General features: G+C 68.5%; 13 protein-coding genes and 1 tRNA gene. 7 read left to right on the top strand and 7 right to left on the bottom strand.

Annotated features, from left to right (window positions below; genetic code table 11):
• Positions 1 to 3 precede the first annotated feature (3 nt).
• From KAJ83_RS18105 to cysG, 3 genes are read right to left on the bottom strand one after another with little or no spacing between them, the layout of a single operon-like run.
• A complete protein-coding gene (locus KAJ83_RS18105) occupies positions 4 to 1,677 on the bottom strand; it encodes a nitrite/sulfite reductase (RefSeq protein ID WP_210683526.1) in 1,674 nt (557 codons plus the stop codon).
• A 3-nt stretch (positions 1,678 to 1,680) separates the two neighbouring features.
• Positions 1,681 to 2,028, bottom strand: coding sequence for a DUF2849 domain-containing protein (locus tag KAJ83_RS18100; protein ID WP_210683525.1), 348 nt, complete (start codon positions 2,026 to 2,028; stop codon positions 1,681 to 1,683).
• 46 nt (positions 2,029 to 2,074) lie between these two features.
• On the bottom strand, positions 2,075 to 3,517 hold the full coding sequence (gene cysG, locus KAJ83_RS18095) for a siroheme synthase CysG (protein WP_210683524.1): 1,443 nt from the start codon (positions 3,515 to 3,517) through the stop codon (positions 2,075 to 2,077).
• 230 nt (positions 3,518 to 3,747) lie between these two features.
• Here cysG and KAJ83_RS18090 point away from each other — a divergent pair, with 230 nt between their 5' ends.
• On the top strand, positions 3,748 to 4,269 hold the full coding sequence (locus tag KAJ83_RS18090) for a hypothetical protein (RefSeq protein WP_210683523.1): 522 nt from the start codon (positions 3,748 to 3,750) through the stop codon (positions 4,267 to 4,269).
• A 67-nt stretch (positions 4,270 to 4,336) separates the two neighbouring features.
• Here the strand turns inward: KAJ83_RS18090 and KAJ83_RS18085 are convergent, their stop codons facing one another.
• Both KAJ83_RS18085 and KAJ83_RS18080 read right to left on the bottom strand, forming a co-directional pair.
• Positions 4,337 to 5,731, bottom strand: coding sequence for a M16 family metallopeptidase (locus tag KAJ83_RS18085; RefSeq protein WP_210683522.1), 1,395 nt, complete (start codon positions 5,729 to 5,731; stop codon positions 4,337 to 4,339).
• Positions 5,731 to 7,188: a M16 family metallopeptidase gene (locus KAJ83_RS18080; protein WP_210683521.1), complete on the bottom strand. Its 1,458-nt coding sequence runs from the start codon at positions 7,186 to 7,188 to the stop codon at positions 5,731 to 5,733. Before KAJ83_RS18080 ends, KAJ83_RS18085 begins: the two co-directional genes overlap by 1 nt.
• Before the next feature lie 203 nt (positions 7,189 to 7,391).
• On the opposite strand from KAJ83_RS18080, the gene KAJ83_RS18075 reads away from it, so the two are divergent.
• Positions 7,392 to 8,843, top strand: coding sequence for a multicopper oxidase family protein (locus KAJ83_RS18075; protein ID WP_210683520.1), 1,452 nt, complete (start codon positions 7,392 to 7,394; stop codon positions 8,841 to 8,843).
• 48 nt (positions 8,844 to 8,891) lie between these two features.
• On the opposite strand, the gene KAJ83_RS18070 is transcribed toward KAJ83_RS18075, so the two are convergent.
• A tRNA-Gly gene (locus tag KAJ83_RS18070) sits at positions 8,892 to 8,966 on the bottom strand.
• 142 nt (positions 8,967 to 9,108) lie between these two features.
• Complete coding sequence (locus KAJ83_RS18065; protein WP_210683519.1) at positions 9,109 to 9,651, bottom strand: GNAT family N-acetyltransferase; 543 nt, start codon at positions 9,649 to 9,651, stop codon at positions 9,109 to 9,111.
• A gap of 500 nt (positions 9,652 to 10,151) precedes the next feature.
• Between KAJ83_RS18065 and KAJ83_RS18060 the strand changes: the two genes are divergently transcribed.
• The 5 genes from KAJ83_RS18060 to apaG all read left to right on the top strand — a co-directional run bounded on the left by KAJ83_RS18060 (position 10,152) and on the right by apaG (position 15,627).
• On the top strand, positions 10,152 to 11,390 hold the full coding sequence (locus KAJ83_RS18060; protein ID WP_246484872.1) for an ABC transporter substrate-binding protein: 1,239 nt from the start codon (positions 10,152 to 10,154) through the stop codon (positions 11,388 to 11,390).
• A 69-nt stretch (positions 11,391 to 11,459) separates the two neighbouring features.
• Positions 11,460 to 13,175, top strand: coding sequence for an ABC transporter permease (locus KAJ83_RS18055; RefSeq protein ID WP_246484871.1), 1,716 nt, complete (start codon positions 11,460 to 11,462; stop codon positions 13,173 to 13,175).
• A 4-nt stretch (positions 13,176 to 13,179) separates the two neighbouring features.
• Complete coding sequence (locus KAJ83_RS18050) at positions 13,180 to 13,836, top strand: ATP-binding cassette domain-containing protein (protein WP_210683518.1); 657 nt, start codon at positions 13,180 to 13,182, stop codon at positions 13,834 to 13,836.
• Between the two features lie 331 nt (positions 13,837 to 14,167).
• On the top strand, positions 14,168 to 15,031 hold the full coding sequence (locus tag KAJ83_RS18045; RefSeq protein ID WP_210683517.1) for an OmpA family protein: 864 nt from the start codon (positions 14,168 to 14,170) through the stop codon (positions 15,029 to 15,031).
• 203 nt (positions 15,032 to 15,234) lie between these two features.
• Complete coding sequence (apaG, locus tag KAJ83_RS18040) at positions 15,235 to 15,627, top strand: Co2+/Mg2+ efflux protein ApaG (RefSeq protein WP_210683602.1); 393 nt, start codon at positions 15,235 to 15,237, stop codon at positions 15,625 to 15,627.
• Positions 15,628 to 15,653: the final 26 nt, after the last annotated feature.

Here is a 15,653-nt window from a genome sequence, read left to right as displayed (position 1 = left end):
CCGTCACGCGGCGGCCTGCTTCTGCGGGTAAAGGCGGTCCTTGAAGGGCTGGAACCCCAGCCGTTCGACGGCGTCCAGGAAGGTTTCGTCGGGTCCCCGGCGTTCCTCGAGATAGGTGTCGACGATCGTCTCCACCGCGTCGACGACACCATCGGCATCGAAGGCGGGGCCGAGGATCTTGCCGATGGCGGCGTTCTCGTCCGCGCGCCCGCCCAGCGTCAGTTGGTAATATTCGGTGCCTTTCCGGTCGACGCCCAGAATGCCGATATGGCCGACATGATGGTGGCCACAGGCATTGATGCAGCCGGAAATCTTGATTTCCAGCGGGCCGATGTCGAACTGGCGGTCCAGGCTGTCGAAGCGCCGGGAGATATCCTGCGCGATCGGGATCGAGCGGGCATTCGCCAAGGCGCAATAATCCAACCCCGGGCAGGCGATGATATCGCTGACGAGGCGGCTGTTGGCGGTGGCGAGACCCGCGCCCGCCAGTTCCTTGAACAGCGCGTGCAGATCGTCCTTCGCCACATGGGCGAGCACGAGATTCTGTCCGTGCGTCACGCGAAGCTCGTCCTGGCTATAGCGCTCGGCCAGATCGGCGACGAGGTCCATCTGATCCGCCGTCGCGTCGCCGGGCACGCCGCCGATCGGCTTCAGCGAGATATCGACGACCGCATAGCCGTCCACCTTGTGCTCCTTGACGTTGGTGCGCACCCAGTGGCGGAAATCGCGATCTTCCTGCTGCGCGGCCTCGAAGGCGGCGCTCGACGCCTCGGCCGGGGCCAGGTCGGGCGGCTCGAAATAGGCGGCGATGCGCTCATATTCCGCGCGCGGCAGATCGACCGTGGTTTCGCGGGAGAGCGATTCCCATTCGGCCTCGACCAGGCGGCTCAACTCCTCGATCCCGGTTTCGTGCACCAGGATCTTGATGCGCGCCTTGTACTTGTTGTCGCGCCGGCCAAGCATGTTGTAGACGCGCAGGATCGCTTCCAGATAGCTCAGCAGATATTGCTTCGGCAGGAAGTCGCGGATCGTCTTGGCGATCATCGGCGTGCGCCCCTGACCGCCGCCGACCAGGACCTCGAAGCCGACCTCGCCCGCCGCGTTCCGCTTAATGACCAGACCGATATCATGCACCTTCACCGCCGCGCGATCATGCGTCGTGCCGGTGACGGCGATCTTGAACTTGCGCGGCAGGAAGCTGAATTCCGGGTGCAGCGAGGACCACTGCCGGATCACCTCGGAGGCGATGCGGGGGTCCTCGACCTCGTCCTTGATGGCGCCGGCATAGGGGTCGGCCGTGGTGTTGCGGATGCAATTGCCGCTGGTCTGGATGGCATGCATCTCGACCTCGGCCAGTTCCTCCAGGATCCTGGGCGCATCCTCCAGCGTCGGCCAGTTGTACTGGATATTCTGACGCGTCGTGAAATGGCCGAAGCCCTTGTCATAGGTCCGCGCGATATGGGCGAGGCGGCGCATCTGCGTCCCGCTCAACGTGCCATAGGGGATCGCCACCCGCAGCATATAGGCGTGAAGCTGCAGATAGAGCCCGTTCATCAGGCGCAGCGGCTTGAACTCCTCCTCCGTCAATTCGCCGGAGAGGCGGCGCGCGACCTGATCGCGGAACTGCTCCACCCGCTCATGGACGAAGGTGGCGTCGAATTCATCGTACCGATACATGACTCAGGCGGCCTCCTGGCCGGAAAGACCCTCGGCCTGCTTGCCGTGGTGCGGATGGGTGCTGGGGCCGCGCGCGCGGATCACTTCGCGATTGCGGGTCGGGTGGACGGCGCCGTCCGCGTCGCGCGCCACGTCGATCAGATAGGGGCCGACGGCGATGCCCGCCGCCTCGGCCTCGGCGCCGGCGGCTTCCAAGGCGGCGTGGCCGGCATCGTCGCCTTCCACCCGCGCCTCGCGCGCATCCTCGACCCAACTGCCGTCGGTGGCCAGGAAGATGGCCACCCCGTCGGTCAGCCGATTGGCGGTGAGGGCCTTGTCGCCCCCCTTCTTGGAGCGTGTCTTCTCGCTCATGCTATCCTCGTCCTTATCCTTTTACGCGTCCCGCGTCCGCTCGCCCTCAGCCGACCATCGCGTCGGCGGGACGGGCCAGTTCCGTCAACTTGTCGGCATCCGCATGGCGCACCACGTCGCCGATCACCAGAAGCGCCGGGCCCGTCACCCGGTTGGTGGCGACCAGCCGCTCCAGCCGGTCGAGCCGCCCGGTCAGCAGGCGCTGCTCCGGCAGGCTCGCCTTCTCGATGACCGCGACGGGCCGGTCCCCCGGCGCGCCGTGGGCCAGCAGTTCGTCCGCGATCAAGCCGGCCGTGCCGACACCCATATAGACGACGACCGTCTGCGCCGGGCCGGAGAGCGCCGCCCAATCAAGCTTCGGCGCGCCCCCCTGAAAGAACCCGGTGACGAAGGTGACGGCCTGCGCATCCTCGCGATGGGTCAACGGAATGCCGGTCGCGGCGCCCGCGCCGGCGGCCGCCGTGATGCCGGGGACCAGTTCCACGTCGATACCGTTCGCGGCGAGATGGGCCTTCTCCTCCCCGCCCCGGCCGAAGACGAAGGGATCGCCCCCCTTGAGGCGCACGACCGTGCGGCCGGCGCGCGCATGCGCCACCATCAGGGCGTTGGTCTCGTCCTGCGACAGGGAATGGGCGCCCTTGCGCTTACCGACATGAATGCGCTCCGCGTCGCGGCGGACATAATCCAGGATCGCCGGGCCGATCAGGCTGTCATGCAGCACCACGTCCGCGCGCTGCAACGCCTGCAACGCCTTCAGCGTCAGCAGGTCCGGGTCGCCCGGCCCCGCGCCGACGATCAGCACCCGGCCCGACATCGGCGCCGTGGCGGCCCGGCCGTTCAGAAGCTTCAGCGTCCGCTCCCGCGCGCGGGCCTCGTTTCCGGCCAGCACGTCGGCGGCGGCCGCGCTCTCGAAGAAGCCGTCCCAGAAACGCTTGCGCGCCGGGCCGGGCGGGATCATCGCCTTGACGGCGCCCCGGAACCCGTTCGCGAAACGCGCCAACCGGCCGAGCCCGGCGGGCAGCACGCTCTCGACCGCCGCGCGCACGCGCCGCGCCAGAACCGGCGATGCACCGCCCGACGAGATGGCGATCAGGATCGGGCTGCGATCGACGATGGCCGGGAAGATGAAGTCGCATAGATCCGGCCGATCGACCGCGTTGACCGGCACCCGCGCCGCGCGGCAGACGGCGACGGCGGCGCGCGCCGCGATCTCGTCCTCCACCGCGACGATGGCGAGCAACGCATGCATCCCCCCGGTCGGCGAGCCCACCACCGCGTCCGAGGCGCAGACCGGGCGGTCGATGCGGGTGACGCGGCCGGCGGCGACCGCCTCGGCCACTTCCGGATGAAGCGCCTCTCCGCTGGGGAAAAGCCGGACATCGGCGCCCGCGCGCAGCAGGAAGCGCAGCTTGCGCGCCGCCGCCTCGCCACCGCCGACCAGCAGCGCGGTTCGTCCCTTCAGCTTCCAGAAGCCCGGCAGGACATCCATCTTTCGAAGAACCCTATCCTTCGATCCGGGAAGGCTTCACGCTCCGGTTCGGAGCATGGATTTCCGCATGGATCGGTGTGCAATCCTTATTTGCTCTAAAATATGTGTGGAATAGTAATTTGTCCATAGTTTGGTGTGAATTATTTCCGCACCGCACAATGCCACCCCCTCCCGGGAATCGAAGACCCGACGGCACATTGATTGCATGACGGGGGACGGAGGCATCGCCGATGAAGTTGACCGCCCTGTTGTCCGTATTCCAGGCGCCGCCCGCCACGGGGGCGGGCGACGGCGCGCGCGCCGAGCGGCAGGCGGGATCGGGTCTTGCCGCGGAAGGGCCGGTCAAGCGGTCCCGGGCGGAGGCCGCGCGCGACCTGATGGCGGAACGCCTGCCGGACCCGCCGCCACTGTCCGAGACACGCGATATCGTCGATATCAGCCGGGAAGGCAGCTTCGTCATGGCGGCGGCGGATTACGACCCGCGCCGCATGTCGCCCAACGAGGCGACCGAGATGGCGGGCATGCTGCGCGCCAACGGGGCGATCGGCGCGGCCGACCATGCGCTGTTGCTGCGCGGCCCCAAGGGCGATCATTTCAGGACGGCCGATCCGGAAGCCCCACGCGACATGATCGCCGATTGGCAGATGCGCCTAGACGGCGACATGACCCGGGCCGATCTGCGCGCCATCGGCGGCGATACCCGCGCCCTCGACATCCTGGGCCGCGTCGCCGCCATCCGCGAGCGTCTGTAACCCGGGGCGGCCCGCCGGGCGGAGACGGGACGCGGACAAACCCGTCCCTACCCCGCCTTATCCGCCCTTATCCGCCGACACCGTCCGGGACGGGCAGGTTCGCCTCCACCCCCTCGGGCTTGCCGACCGCGACGATGGTCAGCGCCTCGGGGTCCAGCAATTCCCCCGCGAGACGGTTCACGTCCGCCAGCGTCACCTTCTCGATCAGGCTGTTGCGCCGGTCGATATAATCGATGCCGAAATCATAGCGCTGCATGGCGACGAGTTGATCGGCGATCGAACTGGAATTGGTGAAGCGCAAGGGATAGGAGCCCGTCAGATAGGTCTTGGCGTCGGCGAGTTGCGCCTCGCTCACGCCGTTGTCGCGGATATCGGCGAAGACCTCGCGGACCAGGTCGATCGACTGGCCGACCGCGTCGTTGCGCGTCGCCAGCCCGCCGCGCAGCATCGCCGCCTTCTCCATCGGTTGCAGGAAGCTGTAAACGGAATAGGCGAGGCCGCGCTTCACCCGGATTTCCTGCATCAGGCGGGATTCGAAGGACCCGCCGCCCAGGATGTGATTCAGCACCATCCCGGCGTAATAGTCCGGATCGTCGAGGGCGAGGCCCTTCTGCGCGAACTGGACGGTCGATTGCGGCACGTCCTGGTCGATCACGACGGTGCCGGCCGGCCCGTCCACGGCGGCCTGGGGCACGTCCGGATGGCGGCCGCTTTCCGGCAGACCGCCGAAGGCCTTGTCCAGGATCGGCTTCAACGCCTCCGGCGTGATATCGCCGACGACACCGATATTGAGGCGGTCGCGCGTCAGCCCCTCGCGCTGGAAGGTCCGCATGGCCTCGACCGTGACTCGCTCCACGCTGTCCACCGTGCCCTCGGTCGGGTCGGCGTATGGATGGCCCTGGAAGACCGTTTTCATCAGCGCCTCGGCGGCGAGTGCGCCGGGGTCCGTGCGCTGTTGGCGCAGGCCCGCCTGGATCTGACGGCGGATGCGCGCCACCGGTTCCTCGTCGAAGCGCGGTTCGGTCAGGGAAAGGCGCAACATCTCCACCGCCTCATCCCGATAGCGGTTGAGCGTATAGAAACTGCCCGAGAAATCAGTCCGCCCGGCGGAATAGCGAAGCTTGATCGAAAGGTCGTTCAGCTTGCCCTGGAAAGCTTGGCTATCCATGTCGCCCGCGCCCTCGTCGATCAGGGCGCTCGTCATATTGGCGGTCCCGGCCATGCCGTCCGGGTCCATGACCGCGCCGGCCTCCGCGAAGGTGAACTCGATCGCGGTCACCGGCACGGTGTCGTCGCGCACCAGCCAGGCGGTGATGCCCTTGTCGCTCACCACCCGCTCGACCTCGACGGCGAACGCGGGACGCGCCGCCATCAGGCCGACCGCGAGGAGCGCGAGACAGAACGCCGCGACGGCGCCGCGCGGACCGGACGGGCGAAACGGGGTCGATTGGCGCGCGCGCATCAGGACGGCTCCTTCTTTTGCTCTCGGTCCGCTTGGTCCGACCGGTCCGATTGACCGGCCGCGCCGTTCTCCGCCGCCGGACCGAGCAGACGGGTCGTCACTTCGCCCGGCGCGCCGAGGACGTCGCGCGCGGCCGCGTTGACCTGCGCGACGGTGACGGCGCCGATGCGCTCCGGCCAGCTTTCGATATCGTCGAGATCGAGGCCCACGCTCAGCCCCTGGGCGATCACGCGGGCGGGGCCCATCAGACTGTCGCGCGCGGTGGCGGCCGAATCCTGCAGGCGGGTTATGGCGCGGCGCACCTCGTCCTCGGTGACGCCGTTCTCGATCACGTCGGCGATGACGGCGCGCGCCGCGCGCTCCACCGCGTCGATCGACCGGCCCTCGGCCGGTTGCGCGTAGAGGCCGATGGTGCCGGGGCCACGGTCGGTTTCGGAATACCAGCCGCCGGCGCCGACGGCGACGCCCTGCTCGACCACAAGCGCGCGATAGAGCCGCGCGCTGTTGCCGCCACCGACGATATCCATCAGCACCTGGAGGGCATAGACTTGGTCCGTGGGCCCGTCCGTGCCGTAACTGGGCGCCAGCTTGCGCATCGACCAGCTCGGCTGGCGGACGCGCTCGTCGCGCAGGGTCACGACATGCGCGCTGTCATGCGGCGGCTCCATCAACGGCGCGGTGCGGCCGATCTCCGACGGCTCGATCGGACCGTAATATGTCTCGGCCAGATCGCGCACCTCCTCGACCGTGGTGTCGCCGACGATCACCAGGACCGCGTTGTTCGGCGCGTAGAAGCGTTGATAGAAATGCCGAAGGTCGGCGAGCTTCATCGCCTCCAACTCATGGCGCCAGCCGATGATCGGCTGGGAATAGGGGTGATTGTAATAGAGGGCGGGCGCCGCCTCCTCGTTCAGCATGGCGGAGGGTTCGTTCTCGACGCGCTGGTTACGCTCCTCGATCACGACCTGACGCTCGGGCTGGAACTGCGCGTCGTCGAGGGCGAGATTGCGCATCCGATCCGCCTCCAGGCGCATGATCAGCGCCAGCCTGTCCGAAGCGACCGACTGGTAATAGCCGGTATAGTCATAGCTGGTGAAGGCGTTGTCCTGCCCGCCGTTACGGCTGACCATGGCGGAGAACTCGCCGGGGCCGACCTCCTCCGTGCCCTTGAACATCATATGCTCCAGCACGTGCGCGACACCCGATTTCCCGGGCATCTCGTCGATCGAGCCGGCCTTGTACATAAGCATCTGGGTGACGACCGGCGCGCGGTCGTTCTCCACCACCACGACACGCAGGCCGTTGCCGAGGGTGAAGCTCTCGGCGTCGAACACCGCCGCCCGGGCGGCGAACGGCGTCAGGGAAAGCGCCAGCGCGGCGAAGACAAGCGCGGCGAACGCGCGGGCCGGCGCGCGGGCCTGTTCCGGCGCGCGGACGTCAGGGCGATCGGACCTCAAGGAAACCTCCCAATACGGGTCGAATTTTCAGGTCGGACTGTTCCGATATGAAATCTGATGCAGGAAATGGGCATTATCACGGCACGGGTCCAGCCCCTCGACACGCCTGCCGCGGAATTGCCATGGCGGCCGGCCGCTACCAACGGGTGCTATTCGCCATTCCCAACCCTCCCATGCGGGTTGTACCATCGGGGGAAACCACGATGGACGGGGGAGGTATCCGGTTGATGGGCGTCACGCGGCGAACCTTCTTGAGGGCCGGCGCCGCCGCCGGCATCCTGGCGGCCTCCGGATGCCGCGCGCGCGTCGACGCGCGCACCGACCCAGGTCGATCCGGACCGATCCGGATCGAGGCCGCGCCCGCCAAGGCCCCGCTACTCGGCCCGGCGGAGCAAGGCACGGACGTCTGGGCCTATAACGGCACGGTCGCGGGACCGGCCCTGCGGGTTAAACGGGGCGCGGAACTGGCCGTGCGGCTGGAGAACCGCCTGACCCAGGGCACCAGCATCCATTGGCACGGCATAAGGATCGACAACGCCATGGACGGCGTCGTCGGCATGACCCAGGACGCCGTGGCGCCGGGGGACGGTTTCGATTACCGCTTCACCTGCCCGGATGCCGGCACCTATTGGTATCACAGTCACAATCGAAGCTGGGAGCAGGTGGCGCGCGGCCTCTACGGCGTCCTGATCGTGGAGGAGGAGGAGCCGCCCGCCGTCGACCGGGAGATCACGCTGGTCCTCGATGATTGGCGGCTGGACGAAGCCGGCGCGATCCACGAGGCCAGCTTCGGCGCCCTGCATGATTGGGCGCATCAGGGCCGTATCGGCAATTGGATCACGGTCAACGGGGCGCCGCCGGGAGACATCGCGATCCGGGCGGGGGAGCGGATACGTCTGCGCGTTCTAAACGCCGCGACGGCGCGGATCTTCGCGCTCGCCATCGCGGGGCACGAGGCGCGGGTGGCCGCCATCGACGGCTTCGCCTGCCCACCATCCGCGCCGACGGACTCGCTCCTGTTCGCCCCGGGCCAGCGGGTGGACTATCTCCTCGACGCGACCGGAGAACCGGGCGGACGCTACGCCCTTCTGGACGACGCCTATAGCGACGCGCGGCCGATCAGCTTCCTCGCCTATTCCGACGAGCCGCCCAAGCGGACGCAATTCGACGCGCCGCCGCCCCTCGGCGAGACCCGACCGCCCACCATGCCGGACCCGGCGGAGGCGTTGCGCGTCGATATGGTGATGGAAGGCGGCGCCATGGGCGGCATGGGGCAAGCCATGCTGAACGGCGAGATGACGGGGCCCCGTGACCTGGCCCAGGCCGGCCGTGTCTGGGCCGTGAACGGCGTGGCGGGCGATCTGGACAAGCCGCTCTTCTCCGTCCCGCGCGGGCGCGGCGTGCGGATCGCGATGGTCAACGACACGGCCTGGCCGCATGTCATGCATCTGCACGGCCATCATGTCACGCTGCTGACGCTCGACGGCGCGCCGTCGCCGGAGGCCGGGACGATCTGGCGCGACGGCGTCCTGATGATGCCGCGCCAGCAGGCGGAAATCGCGCTGGTCGCGGACAATCCGGGCAAATGGTTCTTCCACTGCCACATGCTGGGCCATCAGGCGGCCGGCATGCGCACCTGGATCGAGGTTACGTGACCCCGCGCCGATCAGCGGTCTTCAAGGGAGGATGAGGATAGAGGAAGGTGGAGCGGGCGATCGGGATCGAACCGACGACATTCAGCTTGGGAAGCTGACGTTCTACCACTGAACTACGCCCGCATTCGGGTCCACCTGGATCGGCGGTGCCGATGCCCCTGATATACGGAACCGGCCGCCCGCCCGCAAGCGGTTCGCGCATCGGTGCCGCCGGCACCTCCCCCAGCCCCTCCGCCAGCCCCTCCGCCAGCCCCTCCGCCGCGCCTCAAAGCGGGCGGGGGACGACGGCGCCCGCGCGTTCCGACAACGCGCCCGGCGTGAATTCCAATCCCATGAAGGTCAGGGGGCCGACCGGCCCCGGCAAATCCAGCCCCGCGACCGGCCCCACCGAGAAGCCGAAGGGCGCGTAATAGCCCGGATCACCGACGATCAGCACGGCCGGCCACCCCTGGTCCCGCGCGGCGGCGAGGCCGTGAGCGACCAGCGCGCGCCCCACCCCGCGCCCGCGCAGATCCGGTAGCACGGCGAGCGGCCCCAGCAGCGGCAGCGGCCCGCCGGGGGCCGCGACCTCCCAAAAATTGAGCGAGGCGACGAGCCGTTCGCTCCCGGCCGCCTCCCCCACCCCTTCCGGCAGAAGGCCGACGAAGGCAAGCTCCGCGATCGGCGCGCGCCCGTCGCGGAAGCGATAGACCGTGCGCTTGGCGCGCTCCGGCCCGAAGCTCTCGGCGATCAGGGCCTCGACGGCGGGGGCATGGGCGGGTTCTTCCGGCGCGATCCGATAGGGCAGCGGCGGCGGGCTCTTGGGCATGACGAAGGACTCCGGTCCGGAAGCGGCCGGTCGATCCTCCTCGCCCATCAGGGTCGCGCGCGCTCGCGCGGGGAAAGGGATGCGGACGGGGATCGATCGGCGGTCGGCAGGGGGCCGTGCGCGAACGCAGGGCGGCGGGCGCGCGGACGGACCGCGCGGGGACGCACGCATCGTCGTCGCGTGTCGCCGCGGCCCCATCCCTCGCCGATCGCCGTTCCGGCCATTGCCATCCGATCCTTCGCGCGCCATTGGCGGCGCGGTCCATCCCATCGATGAAACCCTGATAGCATGGGGTCGTGAGCGCTCACAAGTCCGCCGGCGAGCGTCCATGCGGGCCGACGCCGTTGCGGAACAAGGAAATCGCGAAAGTAAGGAACACGCCTTCTCACAACCGCGTGCGTACCGCGCCACCCCCCTGGCTCGCCCACGCGTGATAGCGTACATCGGATATCCGCGACCGCCTCTCGCATGTCCGAAACCGGAGGGAGCCAGAGAACGCCATGCCGACCATGCCCCGAGTGTCCGGCCGATCCGCCCTCGCCATTCTCGCCGCGCCGCTGGCCATCGGCCTGTTCGCGCTTTCCGTCGCCTCCCCCGCCTCGGCGCAGGAGCGCGTCTGGCCCGAAATCCTGGCCGCCGCCGAGGGCGAGAGCGTCTATTGGAACGCCTGGGGCGGCAGCGAAAGCACCAACGGCTATATCCAATGGGTCGCCGACACGGTCGAGGACCGCTTCGGCATCGACCTCGTCCACGTCAAATTGAACGACACGGCGGAAGCGGTGCGCAAGGTCCTGGCGGAGAAGACGGCAGGGCGCGACGAGGACGGGTCCGTCGACCTCATCTGGATCAACGGCGAGAACTTCAAGGCGATGAAGGACGCGAATCTTCTACATGGCCCGCTGGACGAAATCCTGCCGAACTTCGCGCTGATCGACCCGGTGGAAAAACCCACCACCGTCATCGACTTCACCGTCCCGACGGAGGGGCTGGAGGCGCCCTGGGGCATGGCGAAGATCGTCTTCCCCTACGACAGCGCGCGCCTGGAGGAAACGCCGGGGTCGATCCGAGAACTTCTCGCCTTCGCCAAGGCCAACCCGGGGCGGTTCACCTACCCCGCCCCGCCGGACTTCACCGGCACCACCTTCCTGAAGCAGGCGCTGCACGCGCTCGCCGACGATCCGGCGGTACTGCTCGACCCGGCGGGTGGAAATTTCGCCGCGGTTACGGCGCCGCTCTGGGCCTATCTGGACGAACTCGACCCGGTGCTGTGGCGCGAAGGCACCGACTATCCGAAATCCAGTACCGAGCAGATGCGCATGCTGGATAACGGCGCCGTCGATATCGCCATAAGCTTCAATCCGGGCGAAGCCTCGGCCCTGATCGCGCAAGGCCGCCTGCCGGAGACGGTGCGGACCTTCGTCTTCGACGAGGGCACGATCGGCAACACGCATTTCGTCGCCATCCCCTATAATGCCGCCCACAAGGACGCCGCGATGGTCGTCGCCAACTTCCTGATGGGCCCGGAGGCGCAGGCCCGCAAGCAGGACGCGACGGTGTGGGGCGACCAGACGGTTTTGAGCGTCGCTAAATTGTCGGCGGAGCAGCGCGCGCTCTTCGCCGACCTGCCGCGCGGTCCCGCGACGCTGCCGCCGAACGCGCTCGGCCCCAGCCTGCCGGAGCCGCACCCGACCTGGATGACCCGGATCGAGGAGCATTGGCTCACCCGCTATGGCAGCTAGGCCGATAGGCGAGGTCACCACGCGCGCCGCGCCGCGCCGGGACGCGGGGCCCTACCCCCCGGGTGGGTCATGATGGAGGCGACGCGCCCCGGACAGCGACGCGGCTGGCTGCGCTTCGCCCCGGCCGTGACGCTGCTGCTGTTCCTCGGCCCCGTCGGCGCGGGGCTGGTCGGGGCGGTGCTGCCGGCCTTCGGCTATCTGCCCGCGCTCGGCGGGGACGGTCCGAGCCTCGACCCCTGGCGGCGGCTGGCCGCCTATCCCGGAACGGGGAGCGCCGTGGGGATGAGCCTATGGACCGGCCTCGCCGCCGCCACGCTGTCCTTCACGCTCACCACCGGGTTCGCCGCCGCCTGTCACGGCACGCGGCTGTTCCGACGCATGCAGCGGCTGTTCGCGCCGCTTCTGGCCGTGCCGCACGCGGCCTTCGCGCTCGGCCTCGCCTTTCTGCTGGCGCCCAGCGGCTGGCTGCTGCGCGTGCTGTCACCCTGGGCGACGGGCTATCAATGGCCGCCGGATATCGCGCTGTCGCCCGATCCTTACGGGCTCAACCTGATCCTGGCCTTGGTGGTGAAGGAAACGCCCTTCCTATTCCTGATGACGCTCGGCGCGCTGGCGCAGGTGCCGGCGGACAGGACGCTGGCGGTCGCGCGCGGCCTCGGCTACGGCCGGGCGACGGCTTGGATCAAGGCGGTCCTGCCGCTGGTCTATCGCCAGATCCGCCTGCCGATCCTGGCGGTCGTCGCCTTCTCGGTTTCCGTCGTCGATGTCGCGCTGCTGCTGACGGGCAGCACGTCGCCGACGCTGGCCATCCTGATCATGCGCTGGGCGAACGATCCGGACCTCGCCTTCCAGTTCGTGGCCGCCGCCGGGGCGTGCCTGCAACTCGGCGTGGCGTTGGCGGCGATCCTGGCCTGGACCGGCGGCGAGCGGTTGGTTGCCCGGCTCGGCCGGCGCTGGGTCATGGATGGCGCGCGCGGCGGGGCGGAAGGGGCGGCGCGGATCGCCACCGCGCTGACGGTCGCGGTCGCGGGCGTGGGCGTCGCCGCGCTCGCCGCCATGGGGGTGTGGTCCGTCGCCCGGCGCTGGCGTTGGCCGGACGCGCTGCCGTCGGAATGGAGCCTCGGCAACTGGGCCGGTTTCTCCGGCATGGCGGGCGGGCCGGCCGCGACGACCCTGATCGTCGGGCTGGTGGCGGCGGTCATCGGCCTCGTCCTCGTGCTGGCCTGCCTGGAGGCGGAGGATCGCGCCGGGCGGCGGCCCACGTCGCGCGCGCTCTGGCTGCTCTATACGCCCCTCATCGTTCCGCAGGTGGCCTTCCTCTTCGGCGCGCAGGTGCTGCTTCTCGGTCTCGGGCTGGAGGGGACGTGGGGCGCGCTGATCTGGGCGCACCTCCTCTTCGTGCTGCCCTATATGTTCCTGTCGCTGTCGGAACCGTTCCGGCGCCTCGACCCGCGCTACGCGCGCGGCGCGCTTTGTCTAGGCGCGGGCCCGAACCGCGTCTTCTGGCGCATCAAGCTGCCGATGCTGACCCGGGCGGTGGCGATCGCGCTGGCCGTCGGCTTCGCGGTCAGCGTAGGCGAATATCTGCCCACCGTCTTCGCCGGCGGCGGCCGGATCACGACCCTGACGACGGAAGCGGTCGCGCGGGCGGGCGGTGGCGATTTCCGCGTGATCGGCGTCTTCGCGGTATTGCAGGCGGCACTGCCGCTCATCGGCTTCCTGTTGGCGAGCATTTTGCCCGGTTGGCTGCACCGCCACCGCCGGGGCATGCGGGAGGGATTATGACATCATGCGCGACGTGACGGCCCCCGTTCCCCTGACCCTGGAGGCGGTGACGATCGCGATCGGCGGCCGCCCGCTCTTCGCCCCACTCAGCCTGACCGTTCCCCCGGGCGGGGTGGTGACGATCAAGGGGGCCTCGGGCTCCGGGAAATCGACGCTGCTTTCCCACCTCTGTGGAACCTTGGCGCCGGATTTCACCGCGACGGGGCGGGCTTCCTTGGGCGATAGCCCGCTGGACGGTCTGCCGCCGGAACATCGGCGCATGGGCATCCTGTTCCAGGACGACCTCCTCTTCCCGCACCTGTCGGTCGGCGGGAATCTCGCCTTCGGCCTGCCCGCCGGGCTCGACCGCGCGGAACGGGCGGGGCGGATCGCCACCGCGCTGGAAGAAGCCGGCATGGTGGGTTTCGAAGCGCGCGACCCCGCCACCCTTTCCGGCGGGCAGAGGGCGCGCGTCGCCTGCCTGCGGACTCTCCTGGCGGAACCGCGGGCGCTGTTGCTGGACGAGCCTTTCTCGAAACTGGACACGGCGCTGCGCGGGCGATTCCGCGCCTTCGTCTTCGAGCACGCCCGCGCGCGCGCGCTGCCGACATTGTTGGTGACGCACGACCCCAGCGACGCCGAAGCCGCCGGCGGGCCGGTCATCGACCTCGAATTCGCCTAGGGCCGCCCCAGCCATCCGCATCATAATTCCGGCAATACGGCATCTTATCTGTTTATTGTTGTTTTTATTCATCATTTTTAATAATTATATTTCGTTGATGTAATTTTTTTCCTCGCTCACCCTTTCCCTAGCGGTTAGGATACCTAAGTGCTGTGGGGCAGGGGTTGGTATTTCGGTTTCCAAAGGGCCCATGGAATCGCCTCGTTCGATGAAGAGGGCATGGTTTCGGGCGCGCCCATTAGTCGCCGGATATCGATCGAAACGATGAAAACCTCCGCGCCGACACGGGCGACGCCCGCCCCGACGGCGCGTGAATGCTGGGGGTCGCACAATGTTCAGATTTGCCGTTATCGCATGCGCCGTCGCCTTGCTTGGCGCGTGTACCACCTGGGATCTCGAGGAACTTCAGAAGACCGAACCGACCGGTTCGGAATTCACGCGCGCGCTGGCGAAGGAATACCAGACCTTCGCCGAGTTCGAGGCGTATGAGATGAAGGACTGGATCGACCAGGAATACTTCGCCGAGAAGGGCCTGCGCGCGGCGCGCGGCGAGGTCGTCCCGCCGGAGGAACTCTCCGACTGGAACCTGCCGGAAGACCGGGTCAACGAGATGGCCGAGGCACGCAGCCGCCTCATCGCCGCCCTCAACACCGGCGGGCGTCGTAACCATCCGATGGAAGCCGCGCACGCCCAGGCAAAATTCGACTGCTGGGTCGAGCAGCAGGAAGAGAACCATCAGCCCGAGGATATCGAGGCCTGCCAGGAGGAATTCGAGGCGGCGCTCGCCAAGCTTCAGGAAGTGATGGAGCCGGAACCCGAGCCGGAGCCGGAACCCAAGCCGGAGCCCGAGCCGCAGGTCATGGAGCCGGTCACCTTCATGGTATTCTTCGACTTCGACTCGACCGCCCTCAATGACGGCGCCATGGCGATCCTGGAACTCGTGGAGGAGCGTCTGCCGGCCTACAATGACGGGTTCGTCGATATCGTGGGGCATGCGGACACGTCCGGCTCGACGCAGTACAACATGGACCTGTCGATGCGCCGCGCGACGACGGTGCGCGATGCGCTCGCCGGCCGGGGCATCTCCAACGGCTCCATGGCGATCGATGCCAAGGGCGAGAGCGATCCGATGGTCGCGACCGGCGACGGCGTTCGCTCGCCGCAGAACCGGCGCGTGACGATCACGATCGAATAGGATCGCGCTTTCGACGCGGTAGGCGCGCCTCCCACAAAGGCGCGTCGACGGGGCCGGGTTCCTTCGGGAGCCCGGCCTTCGTCGTTCGGGACGGCTGGACAGCCCCCTTTCCCCGACCCTATGGTTCGGCGCGTGCGGAGGCGACGTCGCGACGGGACCGCCGCCGGGTGTCGATCGCGAGGAGGGGCGCGGGAATGGATGCGATGTACGAAGCGGTGACCAGCGGCATCAAGGTGGCCGTGACGCCGCATTTCCTGGAGGACCAATCCTCCCCGGGCGAGGATCACTATGTCTGGGCCTATAGCGTGCGTATCGTGAACGAGAGCGAGCGCGTCGTGCGGCTTCGCAACCGTCATTGGTGCATCACCGACGCAAACGGCGTCAGCCAGGAGGTCCGCGGCCCCGGCGTCGTCGGCGAGCAGCCGGTACTGGCGCCCGGCGAGAGTTTCGAGTACACGAGCGGCACGCCATTGGCCACGCCCTCCGGCATCATGGTCGGCAGCTACGAGATGGAGGCGAGCGACGGCGCGCTCTTCGACGTCGCGGTCCCCGCATTCTCCCTGGACAGTCCGCATCAGCCGATCCAATTGAACTGAGCGCGCGTATTTCTTTCCGTCGGCCC

The sequence above is a fragment of the Marivibrio halodurans genome (assembly GCF_017963645.1).
GTDB classification, from domain to species: domain Bacteria; phylum Pseudomonadota; class Alphaproteobacteria; order UBA8366; family Aestuariispiraceae; genus Marivibrio; species Marivibrio halodurans.
Note: the sequence above shows the minus strand (reverse complement) of the source record. Positions and strands in the feature narration are given on the sequence as shown.

Excerpts from the sequence above, each read along its gene's own strand:
- cysG (WP_210683524.1), bottom strand. The coding sequence starts at position 3,517 with ATGGATGTCCTGCCGGGCTTCTGGAAGCTGAAGGGACGAACCGCGCTG.
- KAJ83_RS18100 (WP_210683525.1), bottom strand. The coding sequence starts at position 2,028 with ATGAGCGAGAAGACACGCTCCAAGAAGGGGGGCGACAAGGCCCTCACC.
- KAJ83_RS18055 (WP_246484871.1), top strand. The coding sequence starts at position 11,460 with ATGATGGAGGCGACGCGCCCCGGACAGCGACGCGGCTGGCTGCGCTTC.
- KAJ83_RS18045 (WP_210683517.1), top strand. The coding sequence starts at position 14,168 with ATGTTCAGATTTGCCGTTATCGCATGCGCCGTCGCCTTGCTTGGCGCG.
- KAJ83_RS18075 (WP_210683520.1), top strand. The coding sequence starts at position 7,392 with ATGGACGGGGGAGGTATCCGGTTGATGGGCGTCACGCGGCGAACCTTC.
- apaG (WP_210683602.1), top strand. The coding sequence starts at position 15,235 with ATGTACGAAGCGGTGACCAGCGGCATCAAGGTGGCCGTGACGCCGCAT.
- KAJ83_RS18065 (WP_210683519.1), bottom strand. The coding sequence starts at position 9,651 with ATGCCCAAGAGCCCGCCGCCGCTGCCCTATCGGATCGCGCCGGAAGAA.
- KAJ83_RS18085 (WP_210683522.1), bottom strand. The coding sequence starts at position 5,731 with ATGCGCGCGCGCCAATCGACCCCGTTTCGCCCGTCCGGTCCGCGCGGC.
- KAJ83_RS18060 (WP_246484872.1), top strand. The coding sequence starts at position 10,152 with ATGCCGACCATGCCCCGAGTGTCCGGCCGATCCGCCCTCGCCATTCTC.
- KAJ83_RS18105 (WP_210683526.1), bottom strand. The coding sequence starts at position 1,677 with ATGTATCGGTACGATGAATTCGACGCCACCTTCGTCCATGAGCGGGTG.
- KAJ83_RS18050 (WP_210683518.1), top strand. The coding sequence starts at position 13,180 with ATGCGCGACGTGACGGCCCCCGTTCCCCTGACCCTGGAGGCGGTGACG.
- KAJ83_RS18090 (WP_210683523.1), top strand. The coding sequence starts at position 3,748 with ATGAAGTTGACCGCCCTGTTGTCCGTATTCCAGGCGCCGCCCGCCACG.